Raw genomic sequence first — 18124 nt, forward strand, 5'->3', positions numbered from 1 at the left:
AAGAAGGCTGCCTGATACAGGCTACTCAAGCCGGGCCTGAACCTTGTCCCAGGCCGCCTGCCACCTTTCGACGTCGTGCTCACGAGCACCGCAGGCGCGCACGATGGCCAGTACCGTCGGCAGCAGCGGAAGGCCCGGCTGGTTCACGTACAGGGCGCGCTCCACGGCGGTGCGACTAGGACCCGCCTGGTGAGCCAGCCTCGCATACGGCAGCTCGGCCAGCTTCCACAGCTCTCGCAGGGCGGTACGAAACTCCGGCACCGTCTCGATGCCGTCCCGTGGGCTTTTCGCGTAGCTCACAATGAAGGTTGCACGGCCCGGGTGGGCACGGAAGACGGTCATGACCTCTTCCGCCTGCACATCGTCACTCTGGGACTGCGCCTCAGCCTGATCACTCGCCGCCTGAAGCACTTCAGCTGGCGACTGCGACTGCGACGGCGCGGGCGCCATTGCCAGTGCGATCATCTTGTGCGCTTCATCCCGGAATGCGCTCATTTCTTCGTCGGAGCGCTCGTGAACTAGCGAGCTTTTGGCAAGGTGAACTGCAAGACGCAGCGCCATCGCCCGGTTCGCCGGTCGCGCCTTCAGCAGTCTGATGACCGTGGCATGGCTACATTCGAGCACTTCGGCCAGCTTCCGCGAGGAAGGCGCTCCGGCCTCCACGAATAGCCTGTCGAGCCACACCAGGTAAGGGTGATCACCGTCCGGTGTGCCTCGGGCCCAGGAGACGCCGTTTGTCACCCCTTGCTCCTTGGAACGTGCTGTAACACGGTGGAATGCGCTGGTGCACAGCATATCGGCCCGTCACGCCCATCCCCAGCCTTTGCCATGCTTCAACTCAGCTTCGAAACACGGGAGGTGAGGAGCATGAAGCTGGGCAGGGAGTGGTGGCGGACAGTCCGGTACGCCATCGGGGCTGAGCGCCGGACGGCCCGTCTGATCAGCATCCTGTTGGTGGTGGGCACCATCGCAGGAGTGCTGATGGTGGTCAGCAACGGCGTCACCACGACGATCGGCTGAGACACGGTCCGGTGGGCGGGCACGACCTTGGTATCCAGTAAGAGCACAGCACATCGCGGGGCCCCGGTCGAGACGGCCGGGGCCTTCGCCGTCCCCCGGTCCGCCCTGTGCCGCGCCCACGGTTGGACCGCCAAGTCCGTCATCGGCCACCTTGAATGGAACGACCAGAAGAACGACCCCCGCGGCTTCAATGGCCTCCATGCGCGCCCGCATCGCCGAACGGCTCAAGCACCAGGCCAACTGGACACCCAGCCCGACCAGGCCCGCGCCGCCCCCGAGCACCCCGCCGCTCGCATTCCGACTGACAGACCTAGAAAAGCTTGTTGCGGCGCAGGAGAAGCGCCTGGCTGCGCTGGAGAAGGCGGCCTGAACTTCCGGAAAGCATGCGCCATGATCTTCTCGGGTATGCTTACCCCGGCAGGTGGGCGATCCTTACAGCCAGTTGTTCCAACCCGATGTGACGCCGCGCCTCAACGCAGGCGTTGTAGAAGGCGCGCGGCCCACTCAACGCGCCTTTCTGCTCGGCAAGATTGGCTGCGGTGAGGATACACACCCTCTCCAGCGCGGACCCAGGTCTGCGCGGAAGACCAGCTACGGTCACATCGTAGGCGTCAGCTACTTTCGGGGCGACCGCCAAGAAGCGACCCACAACCTTTTCAAAGGTCGCAAGGTATCGGCCCGTCCGCCGGCCATCCAATTCAAATAGAAAAGTGGCTCTTTCCCATCTCGGCAACGCCGTCAGAAACCCTTGCATCGCAAAAATATCCAGTCCGTCCGGCGAAAAGTAGCGCGAACGAAAATCCTTGCCGGCAGCGAAAATGAACAAGTCGCGGAACCCGTCGACCGAACGCCAGGGAAGTGCCTCAGTCGACGGAAAACTTCTGTTGCTGTCCGCAGGGCCACCCAGGACGTGTTCAGCAAGATGTGAGACCGTGTCCAGATCCGGGCGACTGTCGTCGGCGCAAATCCATAGCCCGCGATTTTGCCACGTCAGCTCCGGGGGCGCGTGGACGGGCCGCGGAGCGATCAATTGCCGCATGGCGGGGGGCAAATCCTCACCCAGATAGTGCCCCGGTGGCGGAAGCTGCGGGGTGTACTTCTCGGTGTCGTCTTTGGGTTCCAGCGCATTGGCCAGTTGAGTTCCGTTGTCATTGACCTGCTGGGTGGCAGCGGCAGCCAGAGCGGCAGAAGCGGCTGTGGCAGCAGTTCTGGCGAGATCGGCTACCTCGTCCGGGTCAGCCGATGATGCACCAACGAATTTTCCCGCGCGGACAGCCTCGACAGTCCGCGCAGCAAGGGATCCGTGGTTCGCTTCCATGGCCTCCGCCGCCTCGACTCGGATAGCCTCCTGGCCCTCATCAGCATCAGCGGCGTCAGCAACGGCCTTGAGCTTCGAGCGGAGCAGCACGTCGAACGCGTCCCAGTTGTGCGACGGCCTGCTGGACACGGGGCGCGTATCCAGCTCAGCCAAGGCATAGGCAACGGCCCCAGCCGACCCTGAGTTGTAGGTCTCTCCGGACAGGATGCGGCGGATGGTCGCTTCGCTGACTGGTGAGCCTCGTTCGATCGACTTGGCCTTGATCTTAGCCAGCGTCGGCAGGTGCGCGACATCTCGCAGCTCAGCTAGCCAAACCAGCAAATCGCGGTGAGGTCCGTCCGATATGTCCCCCCGAATCGTAATTGCCCTGCTTGCCGAACCAGGCAACTCGCCCCCCCTAGCTGCTGCGTCGCGCCCACCTTCGCCGGGCACCACGCCTCAAGATCACTTTTCACGGCTCAAGATCATCATTCACCGCGGTGCACCAGCATTGTTTGTGCGCAATAGCGTACGACAACGACCAGCGGCCTCCCCCCCATTCGATGCTCAACTCAGCTTCGAGACGTGGGAGGTGAGGAGCATGATGCTGGGGAAGGAGTGGTGGCGGACCGTCCGGTACGCCATCAAGGAGGAGCGCCGGACGGCCCGTCTGATCAGCATCCTGGTGACGGTGGGCGTCATCGCGGGAGCGCTGATCGTGATCGGCAACGGTGTTACCGTGACGATCGGCTGAGGCACGGCCCGGTGGGCGGGCACTGCCTCGGTATCCGGTAGCAGGACAGCACATTGCGGGGCCCCGGTCGAGACGGCCGGGCCCTGGTCGTGCCCCAGGGCCAGTGGCGTGCGAACCGCAGATGCCGGCGGTGGGCGGTGGTGACGATCTGGGCGGCGGCGGAGCCGGAGGCGGCGGGGTTCCCACCTGCGAGATTCGCCGGTCAGGGCGAGCATGGGCATCCATGCGAGGAGGTCGAGGGCGAAGCTGGACGATCTCCAGCCAGATCTGGTTCTGCGCGGTGTTCTGCAGGGGCAGGTTGCGCAGGCCGATGGCGTGGGCAGCATGGATGCGGTCCTCGGCCCTCGCGCGTTGGCGGTGCCGCAGTTCGAGTGCGGCGACATATAACGCAGGAGTCTCGTGCCAGGGATTGCGTTGAGCCTGCGGCCGCTAACGGTCCTGTTCGTCACCTTGGATGCAGGCGTTGAGCCTGGCCACAAACGAACAGGAGTCGGCACCGTGCGCATGAGTCCCGAGACCGAGACCGTCTACTCGTCGCTGGTTGAGCACCCTGAGGACAGTCTCGCCCAGCGGGGTTTTCGCCTGGAGTTGGCACAGGAAAAGGTTGGCCATGCCCTGTCCCAGCTGACTGAGATGGGGCTGGCCGAGGCACCTGCGAGGCAGGTCCGCGCGGTGGGTTTCTGCGATGCCGTCGCAAATCTGGCTGCGCACGCGGTACTAGAGGGAATGTTCGAGTACCTGGGCGATGACAAAGCCGCCGACGAGTGGCTGACCACCGCCTACGCACAGGCACAGCGGGAGATTGCGATCGTGGGGATGCTCCGCCCTGGGCGGCAACGCAGGACCGCACCGTCCTCCGGAGCCGATGGTGCTCGGCGGGAGCGTGGGCTGATCCTGCGGGGGATCACATGGGACGAGTTGCTGGCATGCCATGTCGCCGCGGTGGGGCGGCGGCAGCTCGGTGTATCGGAGGCCGATGTACGCCTGATCGATCACGGCCAGACGCAGATGGCCGTGGTGGACCGCTCGGCTGCTTTCGTGCAAGTGGGCGGCGAGCCCAATGTGAGCTCTCTCGCCATCTCCTCGCCGGATGTGGTGGCTGGGCTCCTGGCGGTGTTCCACGCGCATTGGCGGCAGGCTGACCGGTTCGTCCATCTGGTCGAGAAGTCCGAGCCCCAGCGCGCGGCGCCCCGCAATGGCGCGGTCTCTCTGACTGCTGCGCTGATGCGTCGTATCTCTCGGGCAAGAACCTGGGGTTAAGCTCAAACTTTCGTGACGGTCCGTCGGTTCTTCTGGCGGGCCGTTTCGGAGTTCGGGCTGGTTGTGGGCAGGCGGTGGGCCCAGCTGTCCCGCGGGTTCCACGACTCCGGACGGTGGTGCTGTTCGTAGGGGCGGGAAGCTGCCGGTCGCAGACCGGCCACCGGCTCACTAGATCTACCCTCCGCAGCTGCCCGCCAGCGACCCTTCTCGCCCTGGCCCTGCTGCGTCAGCGCCTCCAGCAGGAGCGACAGCAAATCCCGAAGCGACGGACACTCCGGCCGGCCGGCTGGCACGCACGACGGCCGTTTGAGGCCATGCACACACAAACGGACGCCAGCCGCCCCTACAGCTCTGTGGCCCGCAAACTGGAGCTGGACTGCCGAACGGTGCGCAAGTATGCCCCGGCCCGCAGCTGGCAGGAGGTGTTACGTCGGGCTCCCCTCCGCTCCTCCACCTTGGACCCATACCTCGACTACCTGCAGCAATCCTGGGACGAAGGCGAGTACTACGCCAAGGTCCTGTACCAAGAACTTCTCGGCAAGGGCTACCTGGACCCCTATCCACGTTTGAAGATGGCCGCGGCGCCCCTGCGGTATGGCCTGTCACTGGACGAGCCACGCGAACTACCGCCCTCCCCAAGCGAAGCCGCACAGTGGATCATCTCCACTCCTGACCGGCACGGTCCAGAGATCGCGTAGAGCATCCGGCGGCTCCTCGGGCACGGTCCGGATCTGCACCGCACCCACGAGTTGATTCGCCAGTTCGCCACCATGGTCGACACCCGCGATGCAGGACCGCTCCAGGGCTGTCTCGACCAGCTCAGCAGCAGCGGGCTGGCGCCCCTCGCCGGTATTGCCGCAGCCCTACACCAGGACCAGCACGCTGTGGCCCAAGGGATCACCTCCCCGCACAACTCGGGGGTAACCGAGAGCCGGATTACCGACGTGAAGCTTAAGAAGCGCATTACGGGAGGCGTGCTGGCGTCTTACTTCTCCGCCACCAAGTCGTACTGATGGCCCGCCTTCGCCGCCGATACGCGAACCAGCCAGCGGCCGTCCCGCGGGATGACCTCCGGCTACGAAAAACTTGCCAGAGCCAGATGAGCTCGTACCCCGACACCGTCAGTCCGACAGCGTCGGCGCGCGCCGCCACCAGTCCGTGCAGAGCGGAGTAGCGCGCGTGCAGAGTCACCGCGGTCACGAACGTTCACTAATCCAGGAAGAGAACTGTCGACGTGGGGAGCACATGCGGCCCGGTTACCCCTCGCGGACCGCGCGTTGGGCCCGCTGGTGGCAGCGGGGTGAGCACCATCGTCGGGATCGGTTGGATGGACCCCGGGGAAACTGCGTCTGACAGTGTTGGCATGTCAGCGGTTCCAAGAAGGTGGCGGGGTCGAGACCCCGGCTTGCTCGCATCATGCATGCGCGTGAGCACCAGCGGCGGGGTGGCCCGGCGAGGCTCCTGCTTCTCTGGATCGTGTTTCCGCAGAACCCGCAGGCTGGCGGGTTAAGGGGTGGTTCGCTCTTTTCCGCGCGTCGGTTCCAGCGGCGAACCTGCTGGCCGCAGGAGGCAGAGCAGGTGCGGCGTAATGAGTGGGCATCCGGTGGCAGCGGACTCTCGCACCATTCACAGGCGCGGTCGGTTGGTTGCTTGGTCTCGACGTCGGCGTCGCCGCGCCGGCGCATGAGATAGGCCGTTCTGCGGCAGAAGGAGGAGCAGAGCCGGTGGCGCTGACCAACTCGGATCTGCATGGGCTCTTGGCAGATGCGGCAGGGGGCTGTGGTGAAGCGCGTCCTGGAAACCCGCGTGCGGCAGCGAGACGAGCAGTACATGGCCGGGCGGCCAAACACCGTGGAGACCGGCATTGCATCGCCGCACTCCTTGCACTTGGCCGCCTCGAGTGTCTGCCGCAGTAGTTCGGGGTCACGGCAGGTGACGGCAGCGAGACGGGTCCAGGACGGAGTTCCGCGGTGTCCGGGTGGGTCGAGCAGGTATTTCCGCAGATAGCGCGGCTGAAGATGGTTGGCGCGGGCCAGGCGGGCGATAAACGAGTGGCCGCCTTCGCCAGCGATCGGGCGGACCTGGAAGGGGAGCTTGGTGATCGCCTCACCGCTCCAGATCGGCGTATCAGTCACTGGCCTCCGCCCGGCGTCGGTGGACGGACAGCGCGCTTACGGCGGGAGGCGATGTCCAGGTTGACGGCCAGCAGTCCGTCTTTGGTGATCTTCTCGGCGCCGGTGAGAATGGCGTCGACGGCAGCTCCGCGGATCAGGTGGGAGAGGGTTCCGATCATTCCGTCGGTACGGGTGTGGAGGAAGCGGTCCATGCGGGTGAGGGTGTCGGGCTTGTGCTGGCGCAGCAGCAGATTCGTCTCCATCTGGGCAACCAGCGCCTTCCATTCCGCGTTGTAGGGGAACGGGTGGGTGGCCACGGGGGTGAAGCGTGCGGCGATCTGGTCGCCGCGGGTGGCAGACAGCAGACTGCTGTCCTCGACGTCGATGCCCGCATAGGCGAAGGTCGCCGGGACACGCTCGGAGAAGTACCTGAGCGTGTCGGATGCGTCGGCTCCGGTGCGGGTGGTTCCGGAGATGTTGTGGATCTCGTCGACCAGGACCAGTCCGGTGCGGACCCGGGTACAGACACCGACCACGGCCTCAGTGAGGTCGGTGATGTTCGCGCGGCCCAGTACCGGCAGGCCCAGGAAGCGGGCGATCTCGGCGGCGATCATGCGTGGCGTCGCGGCCGGTGGGACGGTGATGTAGATGACCGGTATGCGGCCGTCCTGACCGGGGTGCCGGCGGCGGTCCTGCAGCTCGTGGCCGCCCGGCCGAGCTGGGTGAGGGAGATCGAACATGTAAGTGCCTTGTGGCTCTTGGTCAAAAAACTGGCCCCGCATGTGCGGCATTTGGTTTTGACGCCATCCCGGCGTCGGGTTCGCAGCCAGAGCGAGGGGCTTACTGCAAGGCCGGCGCACAGGACCTGGCTCAATTATGATGCATTGCGGCCGGCCAGGGTAGCGAGACGTTCTAGGTCGAGTCGAAATCTCTCTCGCCCTTGCGACTTCACAATGACACGCAGGTGCTCCCATTTTAGGTGGTTGGCCTCGGTCAAGCGTTGGGTGTAGGAGTCGACGGTCTCGTTGCGTTGAGGGCCTACTTGCAGAGGGAGTCGGTTGAGCGGAGGTGATAATTTCACTTGAGGGTTCCAGCTCCCTAGTTCCCTATCGAGAGATGTTCGGAGTGTGGCACCTGGGGGCTGTTTGGGTGGATTTCCCCGTACTGTCGAGCGTGGCATCGAGGGTTGATTAACGGATAGTTAGAATTGGACTTCGATTCGTCATCGTTGCGGGTGTGAGTTGGAAAATAGGGTGTTCACGTTGGACGTGGATGTCCGACCGTGTTCCGGCTTGTGATTATTGGGCTACCGGGTGTGCCTTAGTTGTTGGTCCAGGTAGGCGAGCCGACGGCAAGTCGACGAACAGAGTGGACGCCGTTGCCCTATTCGAATTTGCATGATTTTTCCGCAGGTTCGACAAGATCCCTCTCGCGGTTTGCTGAGGGGGCGGCGGTTGCGATGGGCTTTTTGGCGACATGCTTGTGAGCATCGCAATGCTCTGCGGCCGAATGTATCCGAGGGAGGCATTGGCGCATCGCATTCTAGACATTTCCCTGTCTCCAGAGTGAGACGTAGGGCATCTCGGTCTCGTTTGGTAATCGCCGCCAAGCGTAACCAGCTGGGTGCTCCTCGGTGATTTGGTTGTTCTCGGAGAAATGCGAGTAGGAATGATGGCTTCAGGTGATTGGCGCGAGCTAGGCGGGCAATGAAGGATCGGATTCCTTCGTTGGCTCGGGGACGGACCTGGACGGGTAGCGGATAGATTCTCTCGCTGCGCATATTGCTCTCGCTTATGGTTACGAGGCAGGCTTCGGCTTACGGGACTGAGCCGCGCGGTCCAGCTTCACACTCTGCAAGGACTTCCGCGTGATCATCTCTGAGCCGTCGAGGATGGCGTCGATGGCGGCGCCGCGGATGAGGTGGGACAGCGACCCGATCATGCCGCCGGTGCGGTCGTGCAGGTAGTGGGCCAAGCTCTCCAGAGTCCCGGGCCGGTGTTTGTGTAGCCGCAGGGCCTGTTCGAGGGCGCCAACCAGGCCGGTCCACTGGTCGGTGCAGGGGAAGGGGACCGTCTCGATGACCCCGAAGCGCCCGGCGATCTGCCTGCCCCGGGTGCCAGCGAATAGGCCGTTCGCCTCCAGGTCGATGCCGGCGTACACGAACGTGGCAGGGATGCGTTCGGAGAAGTACTTGAGAGTGTCGGAGACTTCCGCGCCGTTGCGGGTCGTCAGAGAGAGATTGTGCAACTCGTCGACGCAGACGACGGTGACCCGCGCGTCGATCAGGACGCCGCAGACGGCCTCGATGACATCGGTGATGTTTGCGCGGGAGGTGACTGGCAGACCGAGGAAGCGGGCGAACTCGACCGCGAGCATGCGCGAGGTCGCGGCGGGCGGGACGGTGACGTAGACAACCGGGATCCTTCCACCAATGCCGGGGTGCCGGCGCCGGTCGATGGCTTCGATGGTCTTGCCGAACTGGGTGAGCGCGGTCGTCTTCCCGGTGCCGGCTGGACCGGACAGGATCAGCCCGCGGCGGCCGCTGATCGCATGCCGATTCAGCAGGGTCAGCCGCCTGCCGGTGAGGACGACCTGGCGCAGCGTGGATGTCGCGGCGACGGTCAGGCGGGTGTGGTAGTCGAGCCGAACTTCGTCGTAGTCCGTACGCTCGTCCGAGCTGAGACCGGCCAGGGCGGAGGAGGGCAGAAGGTTGGGCGGGGCCGAGTCCTGCTGGGCGAACCCCCGCCAGCCTTCCAGGGTGGTGAGGTGGTGGTGCAGGTCCTCCCCGTCCGCGGCCCGGCGCCAGCCGGGCCGTGAATTGTTGTCCGTCCTAAGCGCGGGGTCGTGCGCGGTCACCATCGGGTGTCAGCCTCCTTGAAGGGGTCGAAGACTCCGAGCGGGATTACTTTCGCGACCGACTCGTCCTGCGGGCCGGACTCATCCTTGCCGCCCGGCTCCAGTTCCTGCGCGGCCACGGCGGTCGGCTCGGGTCTGGGTGGCCCTGGCTGACGGCTCTGGGCGGCGGCCCGCGTCCGTCCAGCGACCCGGCGGTCCCGGCGAGACGGCCGGGGCGTCCGTTTCTCGCCCTTGCGGTCCGGGCCTTGCGCGGCCCGGGCCAGCAGTGCAGCAACCGCCTGGGCGATCTCCTCTTCGGTGGGGTCGGGCTGGCCGCCGCGACGTAGGTCGGCGGCGGCGTGGTCCCAGGCCAGGTCCCCGAAGGGCTGCGGAACACTGCCGAGGTGCCTCCAGGGGACGGGGATCCAGCCGCTCTCCCAGTGGTTGCGGACCCAGATCCACCCGGCGTCGTAGGGGTCACGGTGGACCTCCCACAGGTCCCGCTTGCGGGCGACTCCGGAAGGCTGGCGCCGGATGGGACCGAGTTCGGCGCAGTCGTAGATCCTGTGGCTGATCTTGACGCCGTAGGCGTTGATGGCCCGCCAGGTCGCGGGCAGCAGTTCGACGTAGTCGTCGCCGGACAGAGCCAGGGGGACGTAGCCAGCGCTCTCGACGAGCGCGGCGTACTTCTCGTTCGGTGAGAAGGTGCGGCCCGGGGCGCCCAAGTCCCGCAGCCCGTCGTGGCGGCGAGTCTGCCACCGGGCGATGATCCACTCGTCCAGCAGTTCCTGGATCTCCAGCATCGACCACAGCGGCTCGTCCTCGACGCGGCTGCCCCGGTGCTCGGCTGTGCGGCCCAGGTAGCCGGGCAGGAACTGGCAGAACAGCGTGGCCACCGACTCCAGGGTCCGCTCGATGTGGGGCTTCTCCGTCGGCGAGCGAGGGTGGCAGGGCTGCAAGCTGATCTCCAGGGCCCGGCAGGCGGCCCGGAAGTTGTCCGAGATGAATGCCATGCCGCGGTCGCAGACGATGGTTTCCGGGATGATCACTGGCCGGGCTGCGGCGTGCTCCAATCGTTCGTCCAGGGACAGCAGCCTGCGGTGCGGCAGCACCGACCGGGACATTCGGAGTGCTTCGGTCCACCCGGGCCGCATCGGCTCCGGCGTTAGCGCCCGGGCCAGCAGCAGCGACGCGTCCACCGACTTTGTCGTCGGCCTGATCACTGCGGCTACCACGCTCCGGGTGGCGATGTCGACCAGGCCGCAGAGCTCAACCCGTCCCGGTAGCCCCTCGTCCAGCCGCACCAGGACGTCCAGCGGAGTCGAGTCGATCTGCATCAGCGCGCCCGGCGCCGCGACCTGCTCGTAGTGGAACGGGCCCTCGGGCCGGTCGGCCAGTGACCGGCGAGTGCGGGCCGACCCGGTGACGTCAACTCCGCTCGACAACTTACCGAACAGTCGGTAGAACGTGGCCCGTGAGGGCATCGTCACCACGCCTTCACCATGTTCAGCGGCCAGGATCTGCTCGGTCCTCCATCGAGCGTGTTCGACAGTGCGCGTCGAGGCGCGCGTGCTTTCGGCGACGGCCTGGCGCACGGCCGCCACGACCCGCGGATCTGCCCGCCCCGTGACCGTTGCGTGCGGGACCAGGCGGTGGTCCGCCAGCGCCTCGACACCACCGGCCTCGTAGCGCTGCCGCATGCGCTTGACCCTCCTGGCCGTCACCTTCTCGCCTAGCGCGGCCAGCTCGGCGGCCTTCGCCCGCTCGCGCTCAGCCAGCGACCGGCGGGAGGGGTCATACTTGGGTTTGGGCCGGACGCCCGCGGGCGCGTTCGGCATCACTCCGGTCAGCACCTCGACGAGATGCCGCTGCCACCAAAGAGCCCTCTCGGCCACCTCCAGCGGCAGATGTCCCACCAGGGTGGACGAGCCCAACGGGACTCGGGCGCCCGTCTCCAGTACCGCGAAGTCTGCCGCCGCCTGCAGGTGCACCTGGTCTATCAGCATGCCGCCGCCGTGCGTGTCGGCCAGACGGACCCGCATCCCGGTCAGTCCCACCACCGTGTAGGTGCGGTCCTCGAACCGTACGCGGTCACCCAAACGGAGCCGCCCTGGACGCGCCGACCTCACTGTCGCCCCTTCACCGATACTCGGACCTCCGTGCCCGCGCCGAGCGGGGCTGACAGCAGGTCCGCCGTGAGCGCTTGCTGCCACAACAGGTGGTAGAGCACCGGAAGCACCGTGATACGGTCCCCGACCAGCTCGGCGCCGGAGAACAGCGACCGTGGGGCCGCGAACACCTCCCGCAGGGCATTCGCTATCTCAGCCCGGTGACAGCGCGGATGCCGGTAGCGCGCCAGCCACCGCAGGTTCGCCCGGAACGGCTCACCCAGTTCCCCAACCAGCCGGAACTGCCAGCCCACTGCCTCGCAGATCAGCTTTGTGGACGCGAAGATGGCCGCCGACTCCTCATCCACCAATGCCTGCGGGCGGACGTCGACGACCAGCCCGCTGCCGTCAGCAAGCCGCGCGAAGTAGTCCGGCGTGTGCGCACGCTCCCACCCGTCCCCCCTCCACGCCAGCCGAAACGGCTGCGACGCCAGGGCTACGACCGACGGCTCGAAGTCGAGTGCCATCGCCGCGTCCCGCTCGACCCAGGACTCATAGCCCACCAGGAAGCGGGACGTGGCCGCCCAGTACTCGCCCGTGAAGTTCTTCTGCCCCTTGAACGCCACGAACTCCCTAACCGGACGGGCCAGTTCGAACGGCTCGCCCCAAAGAGCTGCCAACGAACCTGACCGGGCGCCACCCTCGCGATCCACGAACGTCACGTCGATGTCGGAGAGGTCACCCGTAAGGGCTGGGGCCTTCGCAGGTTCGCTCATGAACACCTCCCCGCTGTCCGCCTGTTAGTGCGAGCGTGGAGGCCGCGTTTGGTTGCTGTGGCCAGACGAAGAGACCTTCATCCGATCGAGTGAAGAGATGCCATCGAACGTACAGGCGTACCAGATCAACTGAGACGTAGAGCGAATCGGACCAGTTTGACTGAGACGCGGACCACTTCAACTGAGACGGGACACGGGACAGCGGCAGTCCTTGGGCCTTGGCAGGCGACAGGTTCCGATATATCGTTGAGGCATCGCGACCGTTCAACGATGGAAGGAGCGTAACTATGCGTTCCCATGGACATGGACATTTCGGGCCCGGCCATCACGGCCGCGGTGACCACGACACGGAGGGGCGGCGGGCCGCGTTCGGCCCGTTCGGGCCGCCTTTCGGCGGTCCGGGGCCCTGGGGTCCCGGACCGTGGCACGGGGGGCGGGGCGGACGGGGCGGGCCCCGGGGGAGGGCGCGGCGCGGGGATGTCCGCGCGTCGATCCTCGCCCTGCTCGCCGACCGGCCCATGCACGGCTACGAGATGATCCGGGAGATCGCCGAGCGCAGCGGCGGCGCGTGGAAGCCGAGCCCCGGCTCGGTGTACCCGACGCTGCAGTTGCTGGAGGACGAGGGCCTGATCAGCAGTGAGTCGGAGGGCGGCAAGAAGCTCTTCACGCTCACCGAGGCCGGCCGCGCCGAAGCCGCGGAGGGGCCGGACGCCCCTTGGGAGGAAGCCGGGCGCGGCATCGACTGGGATGCCATGAACGAGATCCGCAAGGCGGGCGGCGGGCTGGTCGACGCCTTCCGGCAGGTCTGGGCGACCGGTACGCCCGAACAGCGCGAAAAGGCGCTCGCCGTGGTCAACGAGGCCCGGAAGAAGCTCTATCTGATCCTCGCCGACGAGGACTGACACAGCGCGAAGGCGGCCCGGGACGACATGTCCCGGGCCGCCTTCGTCGTTCCGGAGTGGGTGGGCGGGACCCGCCCCGGGTCAGAAGCCGTCGACGTCGACGACGGCCTGGGCGAAGGCCTCCGGTGCCTCCTGCGGCACGTTGTGGCCGATCCCCTTCAAGGTGCGGTGGGCGTACTTGCCCGCGAACCTGCCCCGGTAGGAGGCGCCGTCACCGGCCGGGGTGAAGGGGTCCTGCTCCCCGTCGAGGGTGATCGTGGGCACCGTGATGACGGGGCCGGCGGCGAGCCGCCGCTCGATGAGTTCGTACCGGCTCTCGCCCCTCGCGAGGCCCAGGCGCCAGCGGTAGTTGTGGATCACGATGCCGACGTAGTCCGGGTTCTCGAAGGACGTCGCGGTGCGGTCGAACGTGGCGTCGTCGAACTCCCACGTGGGGGAGTTGAACTGCCAGATCTGCCGCGCCAGGTCGTGCCGGTTCTCCTCGAGGCCGAGCCGGCCGCGCTCGGTGGCGAAGTAGTACTGGTACCACCACGCCCACTCCGCCTTCGGGGGCAGCGGCGCCTTGTTGGCCTCGCGGTTGGTGATCAGGTAGCCGGTGACGGAGACCAGTGCCTTGCAGCGATCGGGCCGGAGCGCCGCGATGATGTCCGCTGTGCGCGAGCCCCAGTCGTAACCGGCGAGGATCGCCTTGCCGATCCTCAGCGCGTCCATGAGGGCGATGATGTCCTGCGCGATGGCGGCCTGTTCGGCGTTCCGGAAGGTGCGGCCGGAGCGGAAGCGGGTCGTGCCGTGGCCGCGCAGATGCGGGACGATCACGCGATAGCCCTCTGCCGCGAGCAGGGGCGCGACGTCGACGTAGCTGTGGATGTCGTACGGCCAGCCGTGCAGGAGGACGACCGCGGGGCCGTCGGCCGGACCGGCCTCGGCGTAGCCGATGTTCAGGACGCCGGCGTCGACCTGCTTCAGCGGGCCGAAGGATGTGCGGGTGCCGGGCTGGGTGCGGGGCGCGGCTTCCGGCCGTCCGGGCGTCGCGGCGGAGGCGGCCGCCGTGGGGAGCCCTGGCAGGCCGGTCAGTGATGCCGCCGCCGCTCCCGTGCCGAAGACCTTGCCGAAAGTGCGCCTGTCGATCATGTGGAACCTTCCTTCACGTCCGAGGGCCGCGGGAGTTCGCGCGCATGCCGCGCCCCTGCCTCGGCGTAACCCTTCCACGGGTGCCGTCACCAGTCAAGGCGGTGACGGTAGAGCGGCGGAGTGAGGCGGATCAGGTGTGCGGGATTCTCGGTCAAGGACAGTCGGGGGAACGCCTATTGATGAACCGTCAGCGGGCTCGGAGGCCCGCGGCGGTGTCTGCCGTGCCGCTCAGAGCCCTGAGGCGAGCCGTCGCAGGATCTGCCCGGCCGGCTCGGCCGTGGCCTCGCGGTAGCCGGTGCCGGCCCACAGGTTGATCAGCTCGGCGTCGTCCGCGGCGGTGGCGGCCTTGCGCATCGGGCTCGTCAGGTGGTGCAGCGCGGGATAGCCCAGTGGGGCGGCGTCGGTGTGCCGGTCGGTGAAGCCGTTGCGCAACGCGCGGGCGGGGCGGCCCGTGAAGGCCCGCGTCACCACGGTCCCTTCCCGGGCGGGGTCGCTGAGCGCGGCCCTGTGGGGGCGCGAGGTGCCCGCCTCGTCGGCCAGCAGCAGGGCGGTGCCGACCATGACCGCCTCCGCTCCGGCCCGCAGTGCCTCGGCCACCGCCTCCGGGGTCGCCACACCGCCCGCGGCGACGAGCGGCAGGGGCACGGCGTGCCGCACCTGGGCGACCAGATCGGGCAACGGGACCGGCTCCGGGGTGTGCCGGGGGGTCAGTGTGCCGGAGTGACCTCCCGCGGCCGAGGCTTGCACGGCCAGCGCGTCCACGCCCGCCTCGGCGGCCAGGCGGGCCTCCGCTGGCGACGTGACCGTCTGGACGACCAGGGTTCCGGCGGCGCGCAGCGCGGCGACCACCGGTGCGTCCGGCACACCGAACGTGAAGCTGACGACCGGCACGGGGCCGGACAGCAGCAGCTCGATCTTCTCCGCCCACTGGTCGTCGTCCTCGACGACCCCGGCCGCGAGCACGTCGACGCCGTGGGCCAGGGCGTCGGGGGCGACCGCCCGGGCGTATCGGCCGAAGGCCTCCGGGTCGACCGGGACGGGATTCGGTGCGAAGAGGTTGACCCCGAAGCCCACGCCCGTCGGGCGGACCTCGGCGATCTGTTCGGCAAGCGCCTCCGCGGTGCGGTAGCCGCCGGGGAGGAAACCGAGACCGCCCGCGCGGGCCGCCGCGACGACCAGTGCGGGCGTGGTCGGACCGCCGGCCATCGGCGCGGCGAGGACCGGCAGGCCCGCACCGAGGGCGGCCAGGGGGGAGTCCGTCATGTTCCATTCCTCCTGCGGGGGCCGGCGTCGTCCCGGGGCCGGCAGGTCGGGGTGGCGGTGCGGGGCCTTCGCGCGGCGGCCGTCGTCAGGCCCCGACGGGCACCTGCGGCGGCTGGGCGCCGAGGAGTGCCAGGCAGTTGGTCCAGAGCATGCCGAGGGAGGACGTGTTGTTGTACAGCTTGGCGAACAGCACCTGGCCCTCCAGCTGCGCGACCACGGATCGGGCGGCCTCGTGCGTGTCGGTGACGCCGACCTCGCCGCGCTCGCGGGCTTCGATGACGACCGCTTCGACCATCGCGACCTGGGCGTCGAAGATCTCCTGAAGGCGCCCGCGGATCGCCTCGGTCTGGTTGCTCATCTCCAGGGTGAGGTTCCCGAACATGCAGCCCGAGACCGTCCCGCAGCTCTGCTGCCCTTCCCGCTGCTCCGCTTCCGTCTCCTCGAAGAGCTGCCGCAGCCGCTCCAGCGGCGGCGCGCCGTCGGTCAGGACGCGGGTCCAGTCGCGGCGCTGGATCGCCCAGTGCTCGTCGATCACGGCGAGGGCCAGTGCCTCTTTGGACTCGAAGAAGTAGTAGAAGCTCCCCTTGGGCACACCGGCGGTCTTGCAGATCTCGGCCACGCCGAGGGCCGAGTAGCCGCGCAGCTCGATGAGCGATTGCGCCGCTGTGAGGATCTTCTCTCTGGCGTCACTGGTCCGTCCCATGGTTGCCAGTATACGACCGCTCGACTACGGTTTACTAGACCGGTCGACTAGCGAGTCCAGCTGAGCCTGACGCGCTGGGCGGGCCGGCTTCCGGTCCTGGTCCAGGCCGTGTCCAGCCGCCCGCGAGTGCCCGGTCGTCGTTCCGTCGTCCCCGAGGAGGAGAGCCGCACCATGAGTGCCGAAACCGAGACCCACCCCATGCATGACGTACTGAGCCGCTGGAAGGCCGCCTTCGACACCCACCAGGCCGACGTCATGGCCGGCCTGTTCACGCCCGACGCCCTCTTTCAGGGGTTCGGGCCCGAGGTCCTCGCCGGGCGCGAGGCCGTCCGCGGGTACTACGCGGCCGTGCCGGAGGACCGCACCGCCCACGTGGGAAGGGTCCATACGTACGGGATCGGTGAGCTGATGGCCGGCGGTTTCGCCGACGTCACGTTCCGGGACCCGACGGGCTGGGCGGCCCCCGTCCACCTGTCGCTGGTCCTGCAGCGCGAGGGCGGTGACTGGCGAATTCGCCAGTACCACGTCTCCCAGGTCATGACCGGGCACTGACCCTGCGACCCGATCCGTAACGACACCCGTGAGAGGCGGAGCCATGCCCATGCAGGAGTTCCTGGTCGAGCTGACCACCACCGTCCCTGAGGGGACCGACCCGGCCGAGGTGGACCGGCGGCGCGCGGCCGAAGCCGTCCGGGCCGCGGAACTCGCCGCGACCGGCCACCTGGTGAGACTGTGGCGCCCGGTCGGCGAACTGCGCAGCATCGGGCTGTGGCGTGCGGACGACGAGGCCGACCTCCGCGAGAACGTCCTCGGCACACTGCCGCTCGCGCCCTGGATGACGCCGGTGGTCACCGCCGTCCAGTCGCACCCCAACGACCCCGGCCGGAACGCCGCCGCGGGCTGATCGCGCGTTCCGTTCCTCCCCGCATCGCCCGTCGCTCCCTACCGCCACTTCCGCGCCGGCCGTGACCGTCCTCCCTTTCATGGCCGGCGCGTGGAGCGGTCTGCGGGGTGCCCCGGAGCGGCCTCCGTCGTGCTGCGGGGATGGCGGCAGTCCGGCGGTGCGGCCTCTTTGACTATTGTCGACCGGTCGTCTACTTTGTGAATTACCGGTTGGTTTGTACCGGTTGACACATATTTCCCACTGACGTAGAGGATCATCATGAGCAACGAGGGCCAGAAGGTCGCGGTCATCACGGGCGCATCGCAGGGGATCGGGGCCGGCCTCGTCGCCGGCTACCGCAAGCTCGGGTACGCCGTCGTCGCCACCTCGCGGAACATCTCCGTGTCGCAGGACCCGGAGATCCTCGCCGTCCAGGGCGACATCGCGGACCGCGCCACCGCCGAGCGCGTGATCGCCGCGGGCATGGAGCGGTTCGGCCGCATCGACACCCTGGTCAACAACGCCGGGATCTTCATCGCCAAGCCCTTCACGGAGTACACCGAGGAGGACTACGCCGCGGTCCTCGGCGTCAACCTGGACGGCTTCTTCCGGATCTCCCAACTGGCCATCGAGCGGATGCTGGAGCAGGCTGGCGGCCACGTCGTGCAGATCACCAGCGCGCTGGCCGACGCCGCCAACTCGAACGTGCCCTCCGTGCTCGCTTCCCTCACCAAGGGCGGTCTGCAGTCCGCGACCAAGTCCCTGGCCATCGAGTACGCCACCCGCGGCATCCGCAGCAACGCGGTGTCGCTCGGCACCATCAAGACCCTGATGCACGCCGTGGAGCACCACGACACCCTTGCCGGCCTGCACCCGGTGGGCCGGCTGGGCGAGGTGGACGACGTCGTGGACGCGGTGATCTACCTCGAGAACGCCCCGTTCGTGACCGGCAACATCCTGTACGTCGACGGTGGTCAGAACGCCGGTCACTGAGGTACCGGAACGGCGCTGTCCGCTACGGGGGAGCGGACAGCCACGCGTCGCGGAGCGGCCCGGGCACGGCAGGCATGCCGTGCCC

At 67.7% G+C, this 18124-nt stretch carries 18 protein-coding genes and 3 pseudogenes; 10 read left to right on the top strand and 11 right to left on the bottom strand.

Annotated features, from left to right (window positions below; genetic code table 11):
• Positions 1–21: 21 nt before the first annotated feature.
• Positions 22–741, bottom strand: coding sequence for a hypothetical protein (locus tag ACFWVC_RS28200; protein ID WP_384292551.1), 720 nt, complete (start codon positions 739–741; stop codon positions 22–24).
• Positions 742–867: 126 nt separating this feature from the next.
• On the opposite strand from ACFWVC_RS28200, the gene ACFWVC_RS28205 reads away from it, so the two are divergent.
• Together ACFWVC_RS28205 and ACFWVC_RS28210 are read left to right on the top strand one after the other, a co-directional pair.
• Entirely contained in the window at positions 868–1020 is a 153-nt protein-coding gene (locus tag ACFWVC_RS28205) for a hypothetical protein (RefSeq protein WP_384292556.1), read from the top strand.
• Between the two features lie 99 nt (positions 1021–1119).
• A pseudogene (locus ACFWVC_RS28210) lies at positions 1120–1390 on the top strand (N-acetylmuramoyl-L-alanine amidase); the annotation flags it as partial.
• A 39-nt stretch (positions 1391–1429) separates the two neighbouring features.
• Here ACFWVC_RS28210 and ACFWVC_RS28215 read toward each other — a convergent pair.
• Complete coding sequence (locus ACFWVC_RS28215) at positions 1430–2659, bottom strand: hypothetical protein (RefSeq protein ID WP_384292560.1); 1230 nt, start codon at positions 2657–2659, stop codon at positions 1430–1432.
• 259 nt (positions 2660–2918) lie between these two features.
• On the opposite strand from ACFWVC_RS28215, the gene ACFWVC_RS28220 reads away from it, so the two are divergent.
• Positions 2919–3071, top strand: a complete 153-nt coding sequence (locus tag ACFWVC_RS28220; protein ID WP_384292563.1) for a hypothetical protein — start codon at positions 2919–2921, stop codon at positions 3069–3071.
• Here ACFWVC_RS28220 and ACFWVC_RS28225 read toward each other — a convergent pair.
• Positions 3052–3452: pseudogene (locus ACFWVC_RS28225) on the bottom strand (transposase); the annotation flags it as partial. The gene ACFWVC_RS28220 and the pseudogene ACFWVC_RS28225 sit on opposite strands and share 20 nt — an antisense overlap.
• Positions 3453–3575: 123 nt before the next feature.
• Between ACFWVC_RS28225 and ACFWVC_RS28230 the strand changes: the two are divergent.
• The 3 genes from ACFWVC_RS28230 (at position 3576) to ACFWVC_RS28240 (ending at position 5344) form a co-directional block, all read left to right on the top strand.
• Positions 3576–4331 carry a hypothetical protein gene (locus ACFWVC_RS28230; protein WP_384292567.1) on the top strand — a complete coding sequence of 252 codons (756 nt, stop codon included), beginning with the start codon at positions 3576–3578 and terminating at the stop codon, positions 4329–4331.
• A 386-nt stretch (positions 4332–4717) separates the two neighbouring features.
• On the top strand, positions 4718–5029 hold the full coding sequence (locus ACFWVC_RS28235) for a hypothetical protein (RefSeq protein WP_384292572.1): 312 nt from the start codon (positions 4718–4720) through the stop codon (positions 5027–5029).
• A gap of 72 nt (positions 5030–5101) precedes the next feature.
• A complete protein-coding gene (locus tag ACFWVC_RS28240; protein ID WP_384292575.1) occupies positions 5102–5344 on the top strand; it encodes a hypothetical protein in 243 nt (80 codons plus the stop codon).
• Positions 5345–5587: 243 nt separating this feature from the next.
• Here the strand turns inward: ACFWVC_RS28240 and ACFWVC_RS28245 are convergent, their stop codons facing one another.
• From ACFWVC_RS28245 to ACFWVC_RS28265, 5 genes and pseudogenes are all read right to left on the bottom strand, one after another.
• A complete protein-coding gene (locus ACFWVC_RS28245) occupies positions 5588–6466 on the bottom strand; it encodes a TniQ family protein (protein ID WP_384292579.1) in 879 nt (292 codons plus the stop codon).
• A pseudogene (locus ACFWVC_RS28250) lies at positions 6463–7181 on the bottom strand (TniB family NTP-binding protein); the annotation flags it as partial. The gene ACFWVC_RS28245 and the pseudogene ACFWVC_RS28250, both read right to left, overlap by 4 nt.
• Positions 7182–8242: 1061 nt before the next feature.
• Entirely contained in the window at positions 8243–9304 is a 1062-nt protein-coding gene (locus tag ACFWVC_RS28255; protein ID WP_384292584.1) for a TniB family NTP-binding protein, read from the bottom strand.
• A complete protein-coding gene (locus ACFWVC_RS28260; RefSeq protein WP_384292628.1) occupies positions 9298–11286 on the bottom strand; it encodes a transposase family protein in 1989 nt (662 codons plus the stop codon). The genes ACFWVC_RS28255 and ACFWVC_RS28260 overlap by 7 nt, the downstream gene beginning before the upstream one ends.
• Before the next feature lie 119 nt (positions 11287–11405).
• Entirely contained in the window at positions 11406–12164 is a 759-nt protein-coding gene (locus tag ACFWVC_RS28265; protein ID WP_384292588.1) for a TnsA-like heteromeric transposase endonuclease subunit, read from the bottom strand.
• Between the two features lie 287 nt (positions 12165–12451).
• On the opposite strand from ACFWVC_RS28265, the gene ACFWVC_RS28270 reads away from it, so the two are divergent.
• Positions 12452–13066, top strand: a complete 615-nt coding sequence (locus ACFWVC_RS28270) for a PadR family transcriptional regulator (protein WP_384292590.1) — start codon at positions 12452–12454, stop codon at positions 13064–13066.
• Positions 13067–13147: 81 nt separating this feature from the next.
• On the opposite strand, the gene ACFWVC_RS28275 is transcribed toward ACFWVC_RS28270, so the two are convergent.
• The 3 genes from ACFWVC_RS28275 to ACFWVC_RS28285 all read right to left on the bottom strand — a co-directional run bounded on the left by ACFWVC_RS28275 (position 13148) and on the right by ACFWVC_RS28285 (position 16163).
• Positions 13148–14197 carry an alpha/beta fold hydrolase gene (locus ACFWVC_RS28275; protein WP_384292593.1) on the bottom strand — a complete coding sequence of 350 codons (1050 nt, stop codon included), beginning with the start codon at positions 14195–14197 and terminating at the stop codon, positions 13148–13150.
• 228 nt (positions 14198–14425) lie between these two features.
• Positions 14426–15460, bottom strand: a complete 1035-nt coding sequence (locus tag ACFWVC_RS28280) for an NAD(P)H-dependent flavin oxidoreductase (protein WP_384292597.1) — start codon at positions 15458–15460, stop codon at positions 14426–14428.
• An 85-nt stretch (positions 15461–15545) separates the two neighbouring features.
• Positions 15546–16163, bottom strand: coding sequence for a TetR/AcrR family transcriptional regulator (locus ACFWVC_RS28285; protein ID WP_384292601.1), 618 nt, complete (start codon positions 16161–16163; stop codon positions 15546–15548).
• Between the two features lie 171 nt (positions 16164–16334).
• On the opposite strand from ACFWVC_RS28285, the gene ACFWVC_RS28290 reads away from it, so the two are divergent.
• From ACFWVC_RS28290 to ACFWVC_RS28300, 3 genes are all read left to right on the top strand, one after another.
• Positions 16335–16715: an SgcJ/EcaC family oxidoreductase gene (locus tag ACFWVC_RS28290; RefSeq protein WP_384292607.1), complete on the top strand. Its 381-nt coding sequence runs from the start codon at positions 16335–16337 to the stop codon at positions 16713–16715.
• A gap of 49 nt (positions 16716–16764) precedes the next feature.
• Positions 16765–17067 (top strand): muconolactone Delta-isomerase family protein, encoded by a 303-nt coding sequence (locus ACFWVC_RS28295; RefSeq protein WP_384292633.1) that lies wholly within the window; start codon positions 16765–16767, stop codon positions 17065–17067.
• A gap of 258 nt (positions 17068–17325) precedes the next feature.
• Positions 17326–18039: an SDR family NAD(P)-dependent oxidoreductase gene (locus tag ACFWVC_RS28300; protein WP_384292612.1), complete on the top strand. Its 714-nt coding sequence runs from the start codon at positions 17326–17328 to the stop codon at positions 18037–18039.
• Positions 18040–18124: the final 85 nt, after the last annotated feature.

The sequence above is a fragment of the Streptomyces sp. NPDC058691 genome, from assembly GCF_042714775.1.
In the GTDB taxonomy this organism is placed as follows: Bacteria; Actinomycetota; Actinomycetes; order Streptomycetales; family Streptomycetaceae; genus Actinacidiphila.

What these genes read in the sequence shown, in the direction of transcription:
- ACFWVC_RS28240 (WP_384292575.1), top strand. Translation starts at nt 5,102, where the DNA reads ATGGTCGACACCCGCGATGCAGGACCGCTCCAGGGCTGTCTCGACCAG.
- ACFWVC_RS28230 (WP_384292567.1), top strand. Translation starts at nt 3,576, where the DNA reads ATGAGTCCCGAGACCGAGACCGTCTACTCGTCGCTGGTTGAGCACCCT.
- ACFWVC_RS28290 (WP_384292607.1), top strand. Translation starts at nt 16,335, where the DNA reads ATGAGTGCCGAAACCGAGACCCACCCCATGCATGACGTACTGAGCCGC.
- ACFWVC_RS28285 (WP_384292601.1), bottom strand. Translation starts at nt 16,163, where the DNA reads ATGGGACGGACCAGTGACGCCAGAGAGAAGATCCTCACAGCGGCGCAA.
- ACFWVC_RS28275 (WP_384292593.1), bottom strand. Translation starts at nt 14,197, where the DNA reads ATGATCGACAGGCGCACTTTCGGCAAGGTCTTCGGCACGGGAGCGGCG.
- ACFWVC_RS28280 (WP_384292597.1), bottom strand. Translation starts at nt 15,460, where the DNA reads ATGACGGACTCCCCCCTGGCCGCCCTCGGTGCGGGCCTGCCGGTCCTC.
- ACFWVC_RS28255 (WP_384292584.1), bottom strand. Translation starts at nt 9,304, where the DNA reads ATGGTGACCGCGCACGACCCCGCGCTTAGGACGGACAACAATTCACGG.
- ACFWVC_RS28270 (WP_384292590.1), top strand. Translation starts at nt 12,452, where the DNA reads ATGCGTTCCCATGGACATGGACATTTCGGGCCCGGCCATCACGGCCGC.
- ACFWVC_RS28300 (WP_384292612.1), top strand. Translation starts at nt 17,326, where the DNA reads ATGAGCAACGAGGGCCAGAAGGTCGCGGTCATCACGGGCGCATCGCAG.
- ACFWVC_RS28265 (WP_384292588.1), bottom strand. Translation starts at nt 12,164, where the DNA reads ATGAGCGAACCTGCGAAGGCCCCAGCCCTTACGGGTGACCTCTCCGAC.
- ACFWVC_RS28260 (WP_384292628.1), bottom strand. Translation starts at nt 11,286, where the DNA reads ATGCTGATAGACCAGGTGCACCTGCAGGCGGCGGCAGACTTCGCGGTA.
- ACFWVC_RS28295 (WP_384292633.1), top strand. Translation starts at nt 16,765, where the DNA reads ATGCAGGAGTTCCTGGTCGAGCTGACCACCACCGTCCCTGAGGGGACC.
- ACFWVC_RS28220 (WP_384292563.1), top strand. Translation starts at nt 2,919, where the DNA reads ATGATGCTGGGGAAGGAGTGGTGGCGGACCGTCCGGTACGCCATCAAG.
- ACFWVC_RS28205 (WP_384292556.1), top strand. Translation starts at nt 868, where the DNA reads ATGAAGCTGGGCAGGGAGTGGTGGCGGACAGTCCGGTACGCCATCGGG.